Here is a 15,557-nt window from a genome sequence, read left to right as displayed (position 1 = left end):
GCCCACCCTGCAAAGCCTCACTTCCTCCCGATCTTCTCCCATAGCCAGCGTGCGACGGCGTCCGGCGATGAGGAGCCGTCATTGCCGGCGGCACGCAAATTCGCCTCCCTCATCGCGGCGATGTCGATGCGTCCGAGCAGCGGCTGCAATGCCGCGCGCAGCTTTGCATCATCCTTGCGCTTGGGTGCCAATAGCATCACCGCGTCATAGGGCGGGATCGCGTGCTTGGGATCGCCGAGTACCATGAGATCGTATTTCGCGATCAGCCCGTCGCTGGTGTAGCCCGCGATCACGTCGACCTCGCCGGAGGCGACGGCGGCATACATGAAATCCGGCTGCATCTGCCGCTGCGTCCGGAACGACAGCCCATAGGTCTCTTTGATGCCGGCCCATTCCGGCCGCGAGAAGAATTCGTAATCGCCGGCGATCGACATTGACGGCGCGAGCGCGGCGAGATCGGCGATGGTGTGGATGCCGAGCGCTTGCGCGCGCTGCTTCGGCATGATGAGCGCATAGGCGTTGGCAAAGCCGAGCTCGCCGAACAGCGTGATGTCCTGTTTCGCCAAGATCGACTTCAAATCGGCCAGCAGTTCCTCGCGCGGCCGCACGTCGGTGTGGTGGAACTGGTTGGCCCACAGCGTGCCGGAATAGTCGACATAGACGTCGATATCGCCGGCTTTCAGCGCATCGAAGATCACGCTGGAGCCGAGACCAGCGCGCGTGGTCGCGGACAGGCCGTCCGCGTTCAGCCGCTGGGCGATCAGCGCCGCCAGCACATATTGTTCGGTGAAGGTCTTGGCGCCGACGATATAGTTCGACGCCGAGCGCGCCATCGTTGGCACCAGCGTCGCTGCGACCAGCGCCGCGATGCCGACGCCGCCGAGCGCGGCGCGCAGCCGGCTGCGGTAACGCAGGCCGTTCTCGATCAGCGCCAGCAGTTGGTCGACCGCAAGCGCGAGCGCGGCGGCGGCGAGGCAGCCGAACACGACGAACACCCAGTTCTGGGTCTGAAGCCCCGCAAAGATGTAATTGCCGAGGCTGGTCTGCCCGATCGGCGTCGACAGCGTCGCGGTGCCGATCACCCACACCGCCGCGGTGCGGATGCCGGCCATCATGACCGGCAGCGCCAGCGGCAGCTCGACCATGAACAGCGATTGCCGCGGCGTCATGCCGACGCCCTGCGCCGCCTCCGTCAGCGCCGGGTCGACGCCCGACAGCCCGGTGATGGTGTTGCGGAGCACCGGCAGCATCGAATAGAGCGCGAGCGCCAGCACCGCCGGCAGGAATCCGAAGGCGGAGAAATCGAAGCCGAACCACGACAGCGTCAGCGCCGCCAGCACGAGTAGCAGCGGATAGAACAGCGCCAGAAGCGCGAGCCCCGGCACGGTCTGCACGATAGAGGCAAAGCCGAGCAGCGCGCCGCGCAGCAGCGGCCGGTTGCGCGCGGCGATCGCCAGCGGCAGGCTGACGATGAGCCCGAGCGTGAGCGCTGCCAGGCTCACGCGCACATGGTTGCCGAGATAATCCGGCAGATGCGCGAGCGCCTCGGTCCAGCGCGGATCGGAGAACAGGCTCATGTGGCGCCGTCCCGCGGCAGCAATTTGCCGAGCCGTTCCGCCTGCCGGCGCGGCGTGTGCAGGAGTTTTCCGACGTAAGGATCGGTGCTTTCGGAAAGCTCCGCCGGCGTGCCTTGCGCGAGCAGCTTGCCGCCATGCATCACCGCGACGCGGTCGGCGAGCAACAGCGCCTCCGTCATGTCATGGGTGATCATGACCGTGGTCAATTTGAGCCTGCGATGCAGGTCGCGGAAATCATCGCCGAGCGCGTCGCGGGTGAGGGGATCGAGCGCGCCGAACGGCTCGTCCATCAGGACGATGCGCGGCCGTGCGGCCAGCGCCCGCGCGACGCCGACGCGCTGCCGCTGCCCGCCGGAGAGTTCGCCCGGCAGCCGGTCGCGATATTGCCCGCCGTCGAGCTGCACCAGATCGAGCAGCTCGTCGACGCGTGCTGCGATCTCCGCCGCCGGCCAGCCGAGCAGTTTTGGCGTGATGCCGATATTGGCGCCGACGGCCAGATGCGGAAACAGCCCGCCGCTCTGGAAGACATAGCCGATGCGCCGGCGCAAGCGGATCGGATCGACGTTGCGCACGTCCTCGCCCTCGACCGTGACGCTGCCGCTGTCGGCCTCGATCAGCCGGTTGGCGAGCCGCAGCAAGGTGGTCTTGCCCGAGCCGGAGCCGCCGACGATCGCGAGGAACTCGCCCTCGGCGACCTCCAGCGAGACGTCGTCGACCGCGACAACGTCACCGTTGGCAAAGGTCTTGCCGACATTGGTGTAGGCAATGAGTGGTCCGTTGGACAATGCTGTTCAAACCTCGCGCTGCGTCCCGCCTTAAGAGATCACAGATCAACTAGCACGTTGCGATGCTGCGTTGAACTTGTCCGCACGAGAGGCTAAGGCATCCTCCCGAACCGGGAGGGAACGTGGTGGACAAGGCCCAGCCAACAGCGGTGGCGCTTCAGGATGCGACGGTGGCGTTTCGCCTGGCAGATAGCCGCATCTATACCGCCGTCGAGAAGGCGCGCCTTGCGGTCGCGCATGGCGAATTCGTCGCGATCGTGGGTCCTACCGGCTGTGGCAAGTCGACCTTGCTGAACGTGGCTGCGGGCCTCCTCAAGCCGGCCGCGGGTTCGGTCAGGATCTTCGACCAGCCGCTCACCGGATTGAACCGCGATGCCGGCTACCTGTTCCAGGCCGATGCGCTGTTCCCCTGGAAGACCGCAATTGACAATGTCGCGATCGGGCTCGAGATCAAGGGCGCGCCGCGGGCAAAGGCGCTGGAACAGGCGCAGGCCTGGCTGACCTCGGTCGGATTGGGGGCGTTCGCCAACCGCTATCCGCACATGCTCTCGGGCGGCCAGCGCAAGCGCGTCGGCCTCGCGCAGGTCCTGATCCGCGATCCGAAGATCCTCTTGATGGACGAGCCGTTCGGCCCGCTCGATGCCCAGACCCGGCAGGTGATGGGCAATCTCCTGCTCGAACTCTGGACCGCCGACCGCAAGGCGGTGCTGTTCGTCACCCACGACCTCGAGGAGGCGATCGCGCTCGCCGACCGCGTCGTCATCATGTCGGCCGGCCCTTCCTCGCGCATCATCGGCGACTGGCGCGTGGAGCTGCCGCGCCCGCGCGACATCTTCGAGGTGCGGCTGGACAAGCAGTTTCACGAACTGCATCGCGAAATCTGGGGCGTGCTGAAGGAAGAGGTGATGAAGGGTTACGCGCAATCAACGCAACGCGGGGGAGCCGATTGATGTCCCGCGCCGCGCTTCTCCTCTGCCAGGTCCTGGTTGCCGTGGTCGCGCTGGCGCTGTGGCAGGTCTTCGCCACCGTGCCGGTGTTCGGCCGCATCCTGCTGCCGCCATTCTTCTTCTCCAATCCCGTCGACGTGTTCAGCCAGATCGTCAATTGGTTCTCGACCGGTGTGATCTGGAAGCATCTTGCGATCACGCTCTGGGAATCGATTCTCGCTTTCGTGATCGGCTCGGCCCTCGGCATCCTCATCGGGTTCTGGTTCGCGCGCCAGCCGCGCGTCGCCGCGGTGTTCGACCCTTACGTGAAGATGACGAACGCTCTGCCGCGCGTCGTGCTCGCGCCGATCTTCGCGCTGTGGTTCGGCCTCGGCATCTGGTCCAAGGTCGCGCTCGGCGTCACCCTCGTTTTCTTCATCGTGTTCTTCAACGTCTATCAGGGCGTCAAGGAAGTGAGCACGACCGTGCTCGACAATGGCCGCATGCTCGGCATGAGCGAGCGGCAATTGATGCGCCATGTCTATTGGCCGTCGGCGCTGTCCTGGATGTTCTCCTCGCTACATACGTCCGTGGGTTTTGCGGTGGTCGGCGCCGTCGTCGGCGAATATCTCGGCGCCGCCGCCGGCCTTGGCTATCTGATCCAGCAGGCGGAGGGCGTGTTCGACGTCGCCGGCGTGTTCGCCGGCATGTTCGTGCTGTCGGCCTTCGTCATCCTGATCGACATGGCCGTGACGCTGGTCGAGCGGCGGCTGCTGGTCTGGCGGCCGACGGTGGCGGAGGGCAGGGGCTAACCGTCATTGCGAGCCAACGGGTCGGCGCGTAGCGCCGCCCGATGACAGGCTCCGCGAAGCAATCCATTTTTCCACTTGCGGAGGCATGGATTGCTTCGCTGTGCTCGCAATGACGGTGGAGAGGCGCCTTCTCAACGTCGGCCCGCTGCTCTATCCTGCCGCTAACCGAACGGAGAAAAATCGATGAGGAAACTGTTCGCCCGCCTGACCGGCGCGCTGCTGGCGCTGGTGCTGACCTCGGGTCTCGCCGCAGCGCAAAGCAAGGTCACGATCGCGGTCGGCGGCGGCGCCTGCCTGTGCTATCTGCCGACGGTGCTTGCCAAGCAGCTCGGCGAATATGAGAAGGCGGGGCTTGCGGTCGAGCTGGTCGATCTCAAGGGCGGCTCGGATGCGCTGAAAGCCGTGCTCGGCGGCAGCGCCGACGTCGTCTCCGGCTATTTCGATCATTGCGTCAACCTCGCCGCCAAGCGGCAGGAATTGCAGTCCTTCGTGGTCTATGACCGCTATCCCGGCCTGGTGCTGGTGGTCTCGCCCAAGCACACCTCGGAGATCAATTCGATCAAGGATCTCGCCGGCAAGAAGGTCGGCGTCAGCGCGCCGGGCTCCTCGACCGATTTCTTCCTGAAATATCTGCTCAAGAAAAACGGGCTTGATCCCACCAGCGCCTCCGTGATCGGCGTCGGACTGGGCGCGACCGCGGTCGCGGCGATGGAGCAGGGCCAGATCGATGCCGCCGTGATGCTCGATCCCTCCGTCACGGTGCTGCAGGGCAGCCATGCCGACCTGAAGATCCTGAGCGATACCCGCACCCAGCACGACACGCTCGCCGTGTTCGGCGGCGAATATCCGGGCGGCGCGCTCTATTCGACCGCGGCCTGGGTCAAGGCACACGAGAAGGAGGCGCAGGCGCTCACCGACGCGATCCTCGCCACGCTCGCCTGGATCCGTTCGCATTCGCCTGATGACATCATGGCCAAGATGCCCGAGCAGATGGTCGGCAAGAACAAGGAGCTCTATCTCGCCGCGCTGAAGAACACGATTCCGATGTATTCGGAGACCGGCAAGATGGACCCGAAGGGTGCGGATGCGGTGCTGGCGGTGTTCAGCGAAGGCTCGCCGGAGGTCGCCAAGGCCAATATCGACGTCAGCAAGACCTACACCAACAGGTTCGTCGAGCAGGCGAAGAAGACCACGGGGCAGGGTGCGAAGTAGCCCAGCGTCGATGACGCCCCCCTCCATTCATCGGGTCACCGCGCTGGACCTCAAGGTGCAGCCATGGGCGTGGCCGTTCGCACAAGCGCGCCGCGCCGAGATCGATGCGCATTTCACTGATGCGCAGCGCGAACGGCCGAACCTCTGGAACGGCCGCGTGCTGCTCGGCCGCAGCGCCACGTTCGAAGGCGAGCGCTTGAGCGCGAGCTATTTCGAGACCGATTTCGCGAGCTTCCTCGCCTGGCGCGACTGGGGCTTTCCTGACAAGGGCGTGTTCAACGGCTTTGGCATGGGCGCGCTGCTCTCGAGCGACGGCGCGTTCGTGCTCGGCGAAATGGGCCATCACACCTCGAACCCCGGACGGGTCTACTTCCCGTCGGGCACGCCTGATCTCGACGACATCAGGGGTGAGGTGCTCGATATCGCCGGCAGCGTCGCGCGCGAGGTGGAGGAGGAGACCGGGCTCGTGCCCGCCGACTATCGCCCCGATGCGCATTGGGATTGCGTGTTCACCGGCGCCGCCATCGCCATGATGCGGATACTCTATGTCGACATGCCCGGCGATGCGTTGCGCGAGCGGATCGAAGGCAATCTCGCCTTGCAGGAAGACCCCGAACTGGCGGCGATCCGTCTGGTGCGGGATGCATCTGACTTCACCGCCGCGATGCCGCGCTTCGTCACCGCGTTCATCGAGATGCACCTGAGCAGGTGAGAAAGGGTTCATGAGCAAGAAACCGCAGTCGCTGGCCGACGAGTTGAAACCCTTCGTGGCGCCGTTCCGCGTCGACGGATCGGACCATTTTCACCTCAAATCGCTCAAGACCAATGAGAGAGGCGGCATCGACAAGGCCGCGGGCGAGGAGATCATCGAGGCCAATCGCAGGCGGCTGAACGATTTCCAGGAGAAGCTCTACGCCCAGGACCGCTGGTCGATGCTTCTGGTCTTCCAGGGCATGGACGCGGCCGGCAAGGACTCCGCGATCAAGAGCGTGTTCGAGGGCGTGAATCCACAGGGCTGCGAGGTCACCTCCTTCAAGCAGCCGTCGTCCAAGGAGCTCGACCACGACTTCATGTGGCGTTCGATGATCGCGCTGCCCGAGCGCGGCCGCATCGGCATCTTCAACCGCTCCTATTACGAGGAATGCCTGGTGGTGCGCGTGCACTCCGAAATCCTCGCCAAGGAAAAGCTTCCGCCGCGGCTGGTGACCAAGAACATCTGGCGCGAACGCTTCGAGGATATTTCCGCGATCGAGCGCTATCTCTCGCGCAACGGCATCGTGGTCCTGAAATTCTTCCTCAACGTCTCCAGGCAGGAACAGCGCGCGCGCTTCCTGGAGCGGCTGGAGGAGCCGGCGAAGAACTGGAAATTCTCGATGGCCGACGTCAATGAGCGCGCGCTGTGGCCCCGCTACATGGCCGCCTACCAGGACATGATCCGCCATACCGCAACCCGCGCCGCGCCCTGGCACGTCGTGCCGGCCGACCACAAATGGTTCGCCCGCGTGGTGATCGGCTCCACCATCGTCAGTGCGCTCGAGAAGCTCGACCTGCATTTCCCGAAGGTCGACAAGACCGAGCGCAGCGAATTCAAGCGCGTCCGCGAGGCCTTGCTGGCGGAAGGGAAGGGCGGGGCGGGGAAGGCAGGGAAGAACGCGAAGTAACTCTCCGCCGTCATTCCCCGCGAAGGCGGGGAATCCAGTACGCGGCGGCCTCTCGGCTCGAACTCCGGTCTCTGGAATACTGGATCGTCCGGTCAAGCCGGACGATGACAGCGGAGTCGGCAATAGGTCAGCTCTACTGACCATCTTTTTACCGTTGCGGCCGGCCGCTTTCTTCGTCTAGAAACGGGCCGCGAAGGTCGCCTCGGCAACCAACCGTCAACGGTTTTGGCCGAGGATTTTGGCCTCCAAAGGGTACCGGCAATGCTGATTCGCAGCGAAAACGATGGAATCCTGACGGGAACGGCCGAAGCCGCCCCCGCGATTCCGGCTGCGACGCTGCCGACCCTCCTTCTTGGCGGGATTCTGCTTCTTATCGGCCCCTGAGGGCCGTCTGGGCATTTGCGCCTGGGCACTCAGGGGTTGCGTGAGAACATCAGAAACCCTTCAGCGCTCAGTGATAAGATAGCGCGATCGACCCAAAGGAACTTTGCAGATGACCACCGCCAACAAGTCCGAGAAGGACCGCGTAATCATTTTCGACACTACCCTGCGTGACGGCGAGCAGTGCCCCGGCGCCACCATGACCTTCGAGGAGAAGCTCGAGGTAGCCGAGCTGCTCGACGACATGGGCGTTGACGTCATCGAGGCCGGCTTCCCCATCACCTCCGAAGGTGATTTCCAGGCCGTCAGCGAGATCGCCCGCCGCTCCAAGAACGCAGTCATCGCCGGCCTGTCCCGCGCCCATCCGAAGGACATCGACCGCTGCGCCGAAGCGGTGAAATTCGCCAAGCGCGGCCGCGTCCACACGGTGATCGCGACCTCGCCGCTGCACATGCGGGTGAAGCTGAACATGACGCCGGAGCAGGTGATCGAGACCTCGATCGCCAACGTCACCCGCGCCCGCAACCAGATCGACGACGTCGAATGGTCGGCCGAGGACGGCACCCGCAGCGAGATGGATTTCCTCTGCCGCATCGTGGAGGCCGTGATCAAGGCCGGCGCCACCACGGTGAACATCCCCGACACCGTCGGCTACACCACGCCCGACGAGTACACGCACTTCATGCGCACGCTGATCGAGCGCGTGCCGAACTCCGACAAGGCCGTGTTCTCGGTCCACTGCCACAACGACCTCGGCATGGCCGTGGCGAATTCGCTGGCCGGCGTCGTCGGCGGCGCGCGCCAGGTCGAGTGCACCATCAACGGCATCGGTGAGCGCGCCGGCAACGCCGCGCTCGAAGAGATCGTGATGGCGATCAACGTCCGCAACGACAAGTTTCCGTACTGGAACAAGATCGACACCACGCAATTGACGCGTGCCTCGAAGCTGGTCTCGGCGGCGACCTCGTTCCCGGTGCAATACAACAAGGCGATCGTCGGCCGTAACGCGTTCGCGCATGAGAGCGGCATCCACCAGGACGGCGTGCTGAAAGATGCTTCCACCTACGAGATCATGCGGCCCGAGATGGTCGGCCTGAAGCAATCCTCGCTGGTGCTCGGCAAGCACTCCGGCCGCCATGCCTTCGTCCACAAGCTGGAGGAGATGGGCTACAGACTGGGCCCGAACCAACTGGAAGATGCATTCGCGCGGATGAAGGCGCTGGCCGACCGCAAGAAGGACATCTACGACGAGGATATCGAGGCGCTGCTCGACGAGGAGATCGCGGCCGCCCACGATCGCATCAAGCTGACGTCGCTGACCGTGATCGCCGGCACCCATGGCCCGCAGCGCGCGACCATGAAGCTCGATGTCGACGGCCAGACCCGGATCGAGGAAGCCGAGGGCAATGGCCCGGTCGATGCCGTCTTCAACTGCATCAAGCGCCTGGTGCCGCACGACGCCAAGCTCGAGCTCTACCAGGTGCACGCGGTGACCGAAGGCACCGACGCGCAAGCCGAGGTGTCGGTGCGTCTCGCCCATGACGGCCGCTCGATGACCGCCCGCGCCGCCGACCCGGACACGCTGGTTGCCTCGGCAAAGGCCTATCTCGGCGCCCTCAACAAGATCGTCATGAAGCGCCAGCGCGACATCCCCGCCGCCGTCGCGGGCTGATCGCCTCGGTCTGTATCATCGTGAATCGTAGGGTGGGCAAAGCGAAGCGTGCCCACCGTCTAACACTCCGCTCTCTGCGCTCCCTCTCCCGCTTGCGGGAGAGGGCTGGGGTGAGGGTGTCTCCGCGATGAACACTCTTTGTGTGGAAAGAGCCCCGACGCTACGGGAAATTGCGGCGAACGCTTCGCGCTGATCTATCCGAAAGCCCAGGCCGGCGAGGGGTTGGCTCTCAGAAAAACCAAGATCCGCGTCAGGACCACTGGCCTATCTCTCCTTATGGTTGTGCTAGAAATCGACGTCCCGCAAAAGCGTGACGTTATTTTTTCCATTTATTTTGGAGGGGAAACCATGCGAATGCGCTCCGCTTCTTATTTTTTGTCAGCCGCGCTTGCCGTCGCCGCGGCTTCGAATGCTCTCGCTGGTGAGCAGGTGCTTGAGTTCAAGCTCGTCACTAAGCCGATCGATTTCAAAGTAACAGAGGCAGCAAACATCGAAGGCCAGACGGTCGCGTCCGGCAAATTGTTCGGCGTCGCCGTCTTCAAGGACGGCCGTATCGGAGTGAAAGAGTTCGTCAATGCCTCAGACATGCTCAAAGGCTCAGGTTCCTTTTTCGGCTACAGCACTTACACGTTCGAGGATGGCTCGATCACGGCGCGCTATACTGGCGCGGCCAAAGACGGCAAGTCGACGGGCGAGTATAACATCCTCTCGGGCACGGGTACCTATGCGAACGCTACGGGCACGGGCGCTTTCGAAAGCGCGCCGAACCCGTTCAAGGGCGTCAACCTCTACAACGTAAAACTGGTCATCAAAACGCCCGGTACGTAATAGAGCAACGCGCCTCGCGCAACTCTAATGCCGCGAGGCGCGGTTTTGCGCATGCGTCGCTGATTTAAGCAAAGGGCTCCGCGCAGCGGCACGCAAAAGGGGGCGTTCACGCACGCTGACCCAGGTTCGCTCGACCTTCATGAGCCGCGGAAAAGCTGATATCGCGGGGCCCGGGAACTTGTGGTAATCTCCTCTAGGTACCTCCTGAGGAGGACTGGGCGTGGAGCGGGAGCGAGTCCGACGTAGGCTCGCGGCGATCCTGGCTACAGACGTCGCGGGTTATAGCCGTTTGATCGGCGCTGACGAGGAGGGCACCCTTGCCCAGTTCAAGCTCCTCCATCGTGAACTTATGGTCCCCAAGATTGCAGAGCACCGTGGCCGGATCGTCAAGACAACTGGGGACGGGCTGCTTGCTGAGTTCGCGAGTGTAATCGACGCCCTCCGCTGCGCCGTTGAGGTCCAACGGTGCATGGCCGAGCGAAATTCCGGGGTACCCCAAGACAAGCGTATCGAGTTCCGGATCGGTATTCATCAGGGAGACATCGTCATCGAGAGAGGTGACATCTTCGGTGATGGGGTCAACGTGGCGGCCCGCTTGCAAGGGGTCGCCGAGCCAGGAGGCATCTGTGTGTCCGCCCGCGTGCAGGAGGATGCGCGGGGCAAGTTCGATATTCCGTTGGAGGACACCGGCGAGCAGCAGCTCAAGAATATTGCTCGGCCGGTGCGCGTCTATCGCACACGGCCGTGCGACGCAGCGGCAAGTTCACAGTCTCCGTTGCTGCGCTCCGACACGCCGCCGCCGGTTTCGTTTCCAACTGGCGACTTCCCGTCGCGCGTGCGGCGCCTGCTTGGTGTGCGGCGCGTTCGGATGGTCCTGACGATAGCACTGATCCTTCTCACGACCAGCGGCGGTGCGGCCTATTGGTACATCCATCGAGGCGAGCCGCAGCCGCTGGATCATCGCCTCTCTATCGTCGTGCTGCCCTTTGCCAACTTAAGCAACGAGCCCGAGCAGGATTACTTTGCCGAAGTTATCACTGACGATCTGAGCTCGGATCTTTCACGGATCCAGGACAGTTTTGTCATCGCACCGAACACTGCGCGCGCCTACAAGAACGTCGACCCAAAGCGTGTTGGCCGCGAACTCGGTGTCCGCTACGTACTCGATGGCAGCTTGCGCAGGGCGGAGACGATGGTTCGGATCAACGCCCGGCTGATCGATGCCCGGACCGGCGCCGAGGTCTGGTCGGAGCGCGTCGACGGTGACTGGTCCAAGTCAATGCAACTTCAGGATGTCATTACAGGACGGCTGGCGCGGCGGCTTGATCTTGAACTGATCAATCATGAAAGCCGCGATGCGGAGGCCGCACGACCTAATAGGCCGGACGCAGTCGATCTGACGATGCGCGGGTGGGCCGTGCTGAACCAGCCCTATTCGCGCAAGCAGTTGGCGGAGGCTCGCGCCCTCTTCGAGCGCGCGCTTCAGATCGATCCCGGCTTCCCGAAGGCACTGGTCGGCCTGGCAGATGCTTTGGCAATGGAGGTCAACTATCGCTGGACCGATGCGCCGGCGGACTGGCTGCAGCGTGCCGAGAACGCAGTAGGTCAGGTCCTGTCAAAGTTTCCCAATGACGCAATGGCCCATTTTGTAAAGGGAGAAATCCAGCGGGCCAGAGGTCGGAATGTTGAGGCCGCGGTCGGTGAGTACGAAGAGGCAATCGCGATCAACCCGAGCCTCGCTCCGGCCCATGGCGCACTCGGTGCCGCCAAGATCCGCGTCGGCCGTTCCGCGGAGGCATTCGCCCCGCTTCAAATGGCAATTCAGCTCAGCCCCGCGACCCGCTGCTGAGCACGTGGTACTTCTACATCGGCCATGCGTACACCCATCTTGGGCAATATGACGAGGCGATCAATTGGTGCCGCCGCTCTATCGCGGTGAGCCCCTTCTGGATTGCTTACGCAGACCTCGCCGCTGCTCATGCGCTGACTGGACACGAGCGTGAAGCTCAAGCCGCTGTCGTCGAGCTCCGTCGGCTCAGGCCGAATTACACTGTTGCCCTTTGGTTGCAGGATGGGAATGGGTGGTCGGATAATGTCACCTTCCTTGCCGAGATTCAGCGCATTGCCGAGGGCTTGCGCAAAGCGGGCCTGCCGGAGTGAGAGGATGGCTGCGCGTTAACCTTAATCCCTGATCTTTTTCACTCACCGTTCTGAGACGTTCGCATCCGCCGCCAAGCCGCCGCATTAAGACCTAGCCTTGGATCTCCGATGAAACGCGAGATCAGATGAGGGCGGCCTCTCATCCTTGTTGGCCTCGGCGCACTTGCGGTGATGGAGATCCAGACTCCACCGCGCGCGACGAAGGCTGTCGATGCGCAGCTTGCTCAGACAACCCTGGGCTTCGCCGCCTCTGGCGATACGCTGACGGCGGCAGACCGGGTCGAAATCCCGCATGCACAACAGCAGGCATCGGCTCAGCGGATTTTCTCGCCCGAACCGATCGCGCCGCCGGTTCAACCCGCCGCCGCAGTCGTGCCGGAACCTGCGCCGGTCGTTGAGCCGCCTGAGCGCGCAGCCCCCGCCGGAAAGGCCGCGGTCATGCTGCCCAAACCTCGGCCCAAGGAGCAGACCAAGGAGCAGCTCAAGGAACTTTCCAAGGAGCATTCCAAGCACCAGCCCAAGCACCAGATTGCCAAGGCAACGGCGAAGACCACGCGTTCGAAACCGACTGTCGAGGCCAGGTCCTGTCAGCCCGGCGCCTTCGACGGCCTATTCAAGGCATTGAGCCTGCCACTGGGATGTCAAACCTAGCCCAACAATCCTTTTGCTTCGGCGAGACGGCTGACACTAAGCCGCGGACGCCCATGCATAGGTCGAAGGACGCAGGCCGTGCTGATGAGATCAGACCACCCGACCCGGATGAGCGTCGGACCATTGTGACGGCGCGGTCGTGGTGGTCGGTGGAAGGCATTGTCATCATGCTGGCGGTGGCGATCGCGATGGCCGTCCCCGCAAGCCTGGTCTTGTTTCGCGATGTCCAGTTGAAGGACGAGGCGATCGACCAGGCGGGCATCAGGGCGCTGGTCGAGCGCATCGTCGCAGCCGAATCAAACGGCGACCCGAATGCCAAGAACAAGCGTTCGAGTGCGACCGGAGCCGCCCAGTTCCTCGACGACACCTGGCTCGAAGCCGTTCGAAGACACCGCCGCGATCTGATCCAGGGACGCAGCGACAAGGAAGTGTTGGAGCTACGCCGGGACGCCGGCCTCGCTCGCGAGATCACTGCACGCACGATCGAGCAGAATGCTGCGATGCTGAGCAAGCGCGGCCTGCCGATCACGCCGGGTTCTCTCTACCTTGTGCATTTTGCCGGACCGGCAGGTGCCGTGGCGTTGCTGACCGCCGCAGAGAGCGCCGACGCCGCCACCCTGATGGCGGCCGCTGACGTGACAGGCCGGACCACCCGCGAGAAACTGGTCAATGCCAATCCGTTCCTGAAGATGTTGACCGTGCGCGATCTCAAGATCTGGGCCGATCGCAAGATGGCGGTGGCTAACGCCCCCGGGCGCTCGTGAGACGCCGTCATTCCGGGGCGCGCGCAGCGCGAGCCCGGAATCCATTTCTCCGTTAGCGCTTGCGGCTCAATGGATTCCGGGCTCATCGCTTCGCGATGCCCCGGAATGACAGCCTCCGTCATTGCGAGCGCAGCGAAGCAATCCATGCCTCCGCTTGCGGCGCTATGGATTGCTTCGCTCCGCTCGCAATGACGATGTGGCTCGTTTGGGTGCGACAAAACAACCCGTCGGGCAAATCACCAAAAGTCTGTCCAGCCCTTCCGCGAAAAACATTCCGCTTCCGTCGTCGGGCAAATCAGTGATTTAACTCCGCGCGTCTCACCCGAATGAGGGGCGGCTCGCGATCGTCACGAACGTTGCGGTGAGATGCGGTGGACGTGTTGCGTGCGACTGACGAGCGCATGTAACGCGGACGGCGAAGTCGTGTGGTTCTGGCGCCCCGACGCTGGCGCTAAGCCCTGAGGGATGGAAACATCCCCTGGGGTGACGGTGGCAAGAAAGCCCGGTCACCGGGGAGAGCACGAAGTAAGCCGTAAAACCACTGCGCAGGGAAAGCCGGAGTTGCTTCGGTTGACCTGTGGTCCTACCCCCGTGCTTTTTGTTGCACGGGGCCCACGGGTGCAACCGGCACCCGGCTTTCCCTGCGCCCTCTGCTCGATGAGAGGGTGAAACGGACGCAAACCTCGGGCATGTCATGCCGCGAGAATGCAGACTCACATCCCTCACAACTCCGCCGTCATGCCCGCGAAGGCGGGCATCCAGTATCCGGCAGCCTCTCAACTTAAGCTCAGACGCCCCTGGAATACTGGATCGTCCGGTCAAGCCGGACGATGACAGCGGAAAGCTGTTTGACATTTGAATCCGAACCTCTTCCCCCCATCGTCCCTGGCTCGCGCTTTCGACGGGACGACAGCCGCGAACGACGCGACAGCACGATGGTCAATCGTGAGCGCCCCGGACAGGATGTCGCACTTTTGCGTGCGGCGCAGCATGCGCCTCGTTGTCAGCCCCTGCTAACGAGCAATGGCAATTTGCCCTGCTTCTCTGTATTGGTTCGGCTGGCATACAGAAACTCGGGGCGCGAGGATCGTTGGCGCGCTCCCCAAGAACGCGGGAGGAGACATGCGTAAGTTGATATTGGCTGCGGCGTCGGTTGCGGCGCTTGCTTTAGCCGGGCCGGCAGCGGCGGACGATCCGATCGTCATCAAGTTCAGCCACGTTGTGGCGACCAACACGCCGAAGGGACAGGCGGCCGAGAAGTTCAAGGAACTGGCCGAGAAATACACCAACGGCAAGGTGAAGGTTGAGGTCTATCCGAACTCGCAGCTCTACAAGGATAAGGAAGAGCTGGAGGCGCTCCAACTCGGCGCGGTGCAGATGCTGGCGCCTTCGAACGCCAAATTCGGCCCGATCGGGGTCAAGGAATTCGAGGTGTTCGATCTGCCCTACATCCTTCCCGACCTTCCCACCCTGCGCAAGGTCACCGATGGTCCGCTCGGCGCGAAGCTTCTGAAATTGCTCGAGCCGAAGGGCATGATCGGCCTCGCTTACTGGGACAACGGCTTCAAGCAGATGAGCGCCAACAAGAAGCTCATCGAGCCCGCGGACTATCGCGGCCTGAAGTTCCGGATCCAGTCGTCGAAGGTGCTGGAGGCGCAGTTCCGAAACCTCGGTGCGATCCCGCAGGTGATGGCATTCTCCGAAGTCTACCAGGCGCTGCAGACCGGCGTGGTCGACGGCCAGGAGAACACCTGGTCCAACATCTATACCCAGAAGATGCACGAGGTGCAGAAGTACATCACCAACACCCACCACGGCTATATCGGCTACATCGTGGTCGTGAACAAGAAGTTCTGGGAAGGTCTCCCGCCCGACATCCGCGAGCAGTGCGAGAAGGCGATGAAGGAAGCGACCGCCTATGGCAACGGCCAGTCGCAGAAGGAGAACGACGACGCGCTCGCCGAGATCAAGAAGACCGGCAAGAGCGAGATCATCACGCTGACGGCAGAGCAGGACGCCGCGATGCGCAAGGCGATGGAGCCGGTCTACAAGGACGTCGCCAAACGGGTCGGCCAAGGCCTGATCGATGAGTTCCTGAAGGAGACCAAGGGCGCGACCAACTGAGACG

The 15,557-nt window shown here is 63.4% G+C and carries 15 protein-coding genes; 13 read left to right on the top strand and 2 right to left on the bottom strand.

Annotated elements, in window-relative coordinates; translation table 11 throughout:
* Positions 1 to 17: 17 nt before the first annotated feature.
* Both ACVJGD_RS17625 and ACVJGD_RS17620 read right to left on the bottom strand, forming a co-directional pair.
* Complete coding sequence (locus tag ACVJGD_RS17625; RefSeq protein ID WP_456635533.1) at positions 18 to 1,577, bottom strand: ABC transporter permease/substrate-binding protein; 1,560 nt, start codon at positions 1,575 to 1,577, stop codon at positions 18 to 20.
* Positions 1,574 to 2,362 carry an ATP-binding cassette domain-containing protein gene (locus tag ACVJGD_RS17620; RefSeq protein ID WP_456635532.1) on the bottom strand — a complete coding sequence of 263 codons (789 nt, stop codon included), beginning with the start codon at positions 2,360 to 2,362 and terminating at the stop codon, positions 1,574 to 1,576. Before ACVJGD_RS17620 ends, ACVJGD_RS17625 begins: the two co-directional genes overlap by 4 nt.
* Before the next feature lie 125 nt (positions 2,363 to 2,487).
* Between ACVJGD_RS17620 and ACVJGD_RS17615 the strand changes: the two genes are divergently transcribed.
* From ACVJGD_RS17615 to ACVJGD_RS17555, 13 genes are all read left to right on the top strand, one after another.
* On the top strand, positions 2,488 to 3,312 hold the full coding sequence (locus ACVJGD_RS17615; RefSeq protein ID WP_456635531.1) for an ABC transporter ATP-binding protein: 825 nt from the start codon (positions 2,488 to 2,490) through the stop codon (positions 3,310 to 3,312).
* On the top strand, positions 3,312 to 4,100 hold the full coding sequence (locus tag ACVJGD_RS17610; protein WP_456635530.1) for an ABC transporter permease: 789 nt from the start codon (positions 3,312 to 3,314) through the stop codon (positions 4,098 to 4,100). The genes ACVJGD_RS17615 and ACVJGD_RS17610 overlap by 1 nt, the downstream gene beginning before the upstream one ends.
* A 183-nt stretch (positions 4,101 to 4,283) precedes the next feature.
* Complete coding sequence (locus tag ACVJGD_RS17605) at positions 4,284 to 5,312, top strand: ABC transporter substrate-binding protein (protein ID WP_456635529.1); 1,029 nt, start codon at positions 4,284 to 4,286, stop codon at positions 5,310 to 5,312.
* A gap of 10 nt (positions 5,313 to 5,322) precedes the next feature.
* Entirely contained in the window at positions 5,323 to 6,024 is a 702-nt protein-coding gene (locus tag ACVJGD_RS17600; RefSeq protein ID WP_456635528.1) for an NUDIX hydrolase, read from the top strand.
* 10 nt (positions 6,025 to 6,034) lie between these two features.
* Positions 6,035 to 6,973 carry a polyphosphate kinase 2 family protein gene (locus tag ACVJGD_RS17595; RefSeq protein WP_456635527.1) on the top strand — a complete coding sequence of 313 codons (939 nt, stop codon included), beginning with the start codon at positions 6,035 to 6,037 and terminating at the stop codon, positions 6,971 to 6,973.
* A 261-nt stretch (positions 6,974 to 7,234) separates the two neighbouring features.
* The gene (locus ACVJGD_RS17590; RefSeq protein WP_456635526.1) at positions 7,235 to 7,357 is read left to right on the top strand and encodes a hypothetical protein; all 123 of its coding nucleotides are present in this window, start codon (positions 7,235 to 7,237) and stop codon (positions 7,355 to 7,357) included.
* A 109-nt stretch (positions 7,358 to 7,466) separates the two neighbouring features.
* Positions 7,467 to 9,026 carry a 2-isopropylmalate synthase gene (locus ACVJGD_RS17585; RefSeq protein WP_456635525.1) on the top strand — a complete coding sequence of 520 codons (1,560 nt, stop codon included), beginning with the start codon at positions 7,467 to 7,469 and terminating at the stop codon, positions 9,024 to 9,026.
* Positions 9,027 to 9,164: 138 nt separating this feature from the next.
* The gene (locus ACVJGD_RS17580; RefSeq protein WP_456635524.1) at positions 9,165 to 9,854 is read left to right on the top strand and encodes a hypothetical protein; all 690 of its coding nucleotides are present in this window, start codon (positions 9,165 to 9,167) and stop codon (positions 9,852 to 9,854) included.
* 289 nt (positions 9,855 to 10,143) lie between these two features.
* On the top strand, positions 10,144 to 11,703 hold the full coding sequence (locus ACVJGD_RS17575) for an adenylate/guanylate cyclase domain-containing protein (RefSeq protein WP_456635523.1): 1,560 nt from the start codon (positions 10,144 to 10,146) through the stop codon (positions 11,701 to 11,703).
* A complete protein-coding gene (locus tag ACVJGD_RS17570; protein WP_456640280.1) occupies positions 11,652 to 12,014 on the top strand; it encodes a tetratricopeptide repeat protein in 363 nt (120 codons plus the stop codon). Before ACVJGD_RS17575 ends, ACVJGD_RS17570 begins: the two co-directional genes overlap by 52 nt.
* A 168-nt stretch (positions 12,015 to 12,182) precedes the next feature.
* A complete protein-coding gene (locus ACVJGD_RS17565) occupies positions 12,183 to 12,665 on the top strand; it encodes a hypothetical protein (protein ID WP_456635522.1) in 483 nt (160 codons plus the stop codon).
* A 167-nt stretch (positions 12,666 to 12,832) separates the two neighbouring features.
* On the top strand, positions 12,833 to 13,429 hold the full coding sequence (locus ACVJGD_RS17560; protein ID WP_456635521.1) for a lytic transglycosylase domain-containing protein: 597 nt from the start codon (positions 12,833 to 12,835) through the stop codon (positions 13,427 to 13,429).
* A 1,122-nt stretch (positions 13,430 to 14,551) separates the two neighbouring features.
* Entirely contained in the window at positions 14,552 to 15,553 is a 1,002-nt protein-coding gene (locus ACVJGD_RS17555; protein ID WP_456635520.1) for a TRAP transporter substrate-binding protein, read from the top strand.
* Positions 15,554 to 15,557: the final 4 nt, after the last annotated feature.

The organism is Bradyrhizobium sp. USDA 10063 (assembly GCF_054063735.1).
This window is presented reverse-complemented; position numbering and strand designations above follow the sequence as displayed.